Genomic DNA, 3,776 nt, shown 5'->3' with positions numbered 1-3,776 from the left:
AATATCTTCATACAGGCATCAAACATGAAAACCATGACAAAGGGTAAAATTAAGTAAAAAATAAAGGGTATTTAACAGATTTCTGTTAGTTTAATGCCCTCAAAATCTATCTATAATTACAAGCACCTGCATTGATGGAGAAGCACATGACAGCAACACACGAGGCGGTAAAGACCCGCCACAAGGAGACGTCACTCATTTTCCCGGTTCTGGCACTGGCTGTGCTGCTCTTCTGGGGAAGCAGTCAGTCACTGCCAGTGGTGGTTGGTATCAATATTCTTGCTCTGGTCGGCATCTTAACCAGCGCATTTAGCGTCGTTCGCCATGCGGACGTCCTGGCCCACCGTCTGGGCGAGCCGTACGGCTCGTTAATTCTCAGCCTTTCTGTCGTTATTCTCGAAGTCAGCCTGATTTCCGCGCTCATGGCGACCGGCGATGCCGCCCCAACGCTGATGCGCGACACGCTCTACTCCATCATTATGATTGTGACGGGCGGCCTGGTGGGCTTCTCTCTTCTGCTGGGCGGACGCAAATTTGCGACCCAGTATATGAACCTGTTTGGTATTAAACAGTATCTGATTGCCCTCTTCCCGCTGGCCATTATCGTGCTGGTCTTCCCGATGGCGCTGCCGGGCGCGAATTTTTCTACCGGTCAGGCACTGCTGGTCGCGCTGATTTCCGCCGCCATGTACGGCGTGTTCCTGTTGATTCAAACCAAAACGCACCAGAGCCTGTTTGTGTACGAGCATGAAGATGACGGCGACGATGATGACCCGCACCACGGTAAGCCGTCGGCCCACAGCAGCGCGTGGCATACGGTTTGGCTGATCGTGCATCTGATCGCGGTTATCGCGGTCACCAAGATGAACGCCAACCCGCTGGAGACGCTGTTAACCGAGCTGAACGCCCCGGTGGCCTTTACCGGTTTCCTGGTGGCGCTGCTGATCCTGTCCCCTGAGGGTCTGGGCGCGCTCAAGGCGGTGTTGAACAATCAGGTGCAGCGCGCAATGAACCTGTTCTTCGGCTCCGTGCTGGCGACCATTTCCCTCACCGTACCGGTGGTGACGCTGATTGCCTTTATGACGGGTAACGATCTGCAGTTTGCGCTGGGCGCGCCGGAGATGATTGTGATGGTGGCCTCGCTGCTGCTGTGCCAGATTTCATTCTCCACTGGCCGCACCAATGTGCTGAACGGCGCTGCGCATATGGCGCTGTTTGTAGCGTATTTGATGACGATCTTTGCGTAGCCTTTTTGCCCAGCGGCGCTTCACTTGCAGGGCCTACGGGTTTTGTCGGCCGGGTAAGCGCAGCGCCACCCGGCAATATGCCCCATAAAAAAACCCGCCGAAGCGGGTTTTTTATTAGTTGCTGGTATCCAGCTCGTCGAAGCTCTTCACCAGATCGTCAATCGCTTTGATCTGCTTCAGGAACGGCTCCAGCTTATCCAGCGGCAGCGCGGAAGGACCATCGCATTTCGCATTTGCCGGATCCGGGTGCGCTTCAATGAACAGACCCGCCAGGCCGGTCGCCATACCGGCACGCGCCAGCTCGGTCACCTGGGCACGACGACCGCCGGACGCGGCGCCAAACGGGTCGCGGCACTGCAGCGCGTGGGTCACGTCGAAGATCACCGGGGACTGGTTAGAGACGTTTTTCATCACGCTGAAGCCCAGCATGTCCACAACCAGGTTGTCGTAACCGAAGTTAGCGCCACGATCGCACAGAATAATTTTGTCGTTACCGCCTTCGATAAACTTATCAACGATATTGCCCATCTGGCCTGGGCTCACAAACTGCGGTTTTTTCACGTTGATCACGGCACCGGTTTTCGCCATTGCGGCAACCAGGTCGGTCTGGCGAGCCAGGAACGCCGGAAGCTGAATCACGTCTACCACGTCTGCCACAGGCTGCGCCTGCCAGGACTCATGCACGTCGGTGATCACTTTCACGCCAAACGTCTGCTTCAGCTCCTGGAAAATTTTCATCCCCTCTTCCAGGCCCGGGCCGCGGTAAGAGTTGATGGAGGAGCGGTTGGCTTTGTCAAAAGAGGCTTTAAACACGTACGGAATGCCCAGCTTCTGGGTCACGGTCACGTAGTGCTCGCAGATACGCATGGCGAGATCGCGGGATTCCAGCACGTTCATACCGCCAAACAGCACGAACGGCAGGTCGTTTGCCACGTTGATATCACCAATGCTAACCACTTTTTGTTTCATAGGATCGCCTTATTCAGGTGTGAATCGGAATTAAGATTAATGCAGTGTAATTTGTTTGTGCGAGATCGCGTTGATCTGCGCGCGAATCATTTCGCTAATCGGATCTTCCGGGCACTGTTCGACGAAATAGCTCAGATCGTTCAGCGCCACGTGCTCGCAGTCGAGCTGGGCATAGATAAGCCCGCGGTCGCGTATTTCGTACGGATCTTCCGGATTAAACTGCAGCAGCACTTCGCTGGCACGCAAGGCCAGCTCCATCTGACGCTCTTCCATCAGCGCTGACTTCAGCGTATCCAGCAGCTTGCGGATGACTTCGGCGTTGTCGGCTTCGTCGAGATCTTCGTTAAAGAGCTCGGCCACCGGGCTGATGTTGCCCTTCAGCCAGACGTCCAGCGTATGCTCATCCAGCGTGTCGCCATTAAACGGATTAATGAGCCACATCTCACCGTCCAGCCACTCCGCACGCAGGATCATCTGCGTCGGAAAAATGACCGGCACCAGCGGAATATCCAGCCGGTGCGCAACCCACAGCAAAATAGAGCCCAGCGCAACAGCGCTGCCCTGACGATTTTTTAAGACCTGGTCCAGCCATAATGCGTCAGACAGGCGATACACGCCACGCGTGTCGCAGAAACCCCATTCGCCGTAGAAAAGTTCCAGAAGCTTCTCTAATTGCCAGTCCTGCGGGCGCGCCTGATTGATCTCTTCACGCGCCAGGCTGACCAGATTCTCCAGCTCATCGTAGACGTACTGCGACGTAAAATCGTCGCGTATCATCTCCGAAATCAGGATCATGCCATCGCAAAGCGGCACTTTATTAAATTCGAAATCGGCTAAGGACTTCATGACTTACCCCAGTAACGACTGAGCGAACAAGGACGCTCAGGCGCGATAAAACTCAAAACGATGTAGATGATAACGCCAAACTGCCTTTCAGTCAGCCTTACGCCTTTATCAGTAAATGGCAGATACCCGGCACTCAAGCCCACTGCCCCAGCGTCAGGCGTTCGTTGCCGCCGTAGTCGCGGCAGGTTTCGACTGCGGCGTAGCCTGCTTGCGTAAACAGTGACCGCACGGCTTCTCCCTGCGTCCAGCCATGCTCCACGAGCAGCCAGCCGCCAGGAAGTAAATGTTTCCGTGACATTGTCACAATGTGATCAAGATCGGCTAATCCCGCGTTGGCGGCAACGAGCGCCGTCAGCGGTTCGAAGCGAACATCGCCCTGCGCAAGGTGTGGGTCATGTTCGTCGATGTAAGGAGGATTGCTGACAATCATTGCAAATGAGCGATTCTCCAGCGCGGCAAACCAGCTGCTTTGCAGCACCGTCACGTTGCGGAGAGCGAGACGTTCCACGTTACGCTGCGCCAGCGCCACCGCGTCGGGCATCACATCTACCGCCGTCACATCGCAATCGGGGCGCTCGCTGGCGCGCGCCCCCGCGATAGCCCCAGTTACCGGCCCGAGATCGAGAATTGATCAGGGGGGTGTTTGTTAATCCGCCACCCCCAGCGGCACCCCACAATAACTGTCCCGCCGCCGGCTCAGCCGTTGCGCCTCGA

General features: G+C 56.0%; 3 protein-coding genes and 2 pseudogenes. 1 reads left to right on the top strand and 4 read right to left on the bottom strand.

All coding sequences use genetic code 11. The features are described 5' to 3' along the window. Positions 1–146: 146 nt before the first annotated feature. Positions 147–1,247, top strand: coding sequence for a sodium-potassium/proton antiporter ChaA (gene chaA / locus URZ40_RS22990; protein ID WP_116339378.1), 1,101 nt, complete (start codon positions 147–149; stop codon positions 1,245–1,247). 114 nt (positions 1,248–1,361) lie between these two features. Here chaA and kdsA read toward each other — a convergent pair whose 3' ends face one another. The 4 genes and pseudogenes from kdsA to URZ40_RS22970 form a co-directional block, all read right to left on the bottom strand. Beyond that, a complete protein-coding gene (gene kdsA / locus URZ40_RS22985; RefSeq protein ID WP_116339376.1) occupies positions 1,362–2,216 on the bottom strand; it encodes a 3-deoxy-8-phosphooctulonate synthase in 855 nt (284 codons plus the stop codon). Positions 2,217–2,252: 36 nt separating this feature from the next. Further along, on the bottom strand, positions 2,253–3,062 hold the full coding sequence (sirB1, locus tag URZ40_RS22980; protein ID WP_008499515.1) for an invasion regulator SirB1: 810 nt from the start codon (positions 3,060–3,062) through the stop codon (positions 2,253–2,255). Positions 3,063–3,103: 41 nt separating this feature from the next. Next, a pseudogene (locus URZ40_RS22975) lies at positions 3,104–3,187 on the bottom strand (siroheme synthase); the annotation flags it as partial. Positions 3,188–3,195: 8 nt separating this feature from the next. Further along, a pseudogene (locus URZ40_RS22970) lies at positions 3,196–3,690 on the bottom strand (peptide chain release factor N(5)-glutamine methyltransferase); the annotation flags it as partial. Between the last annotated feature and the right edge of the window lie 86 nt (positions 3,691–3,776).

Origin of the sequence: Enterobacter sp. 296B2, from assembly GCF_034106185.1 — a bacterium.
Lineage (GTDB): Bacteria > Pseudomonadota > Gammaproteobacteria > Enterobacterales > Enterobacteriaceae > Enterobacter > Enterobacter cloacae_N.
This window is presented reverse-complemented; position numbering and strand designations above follow the sequence as displayed.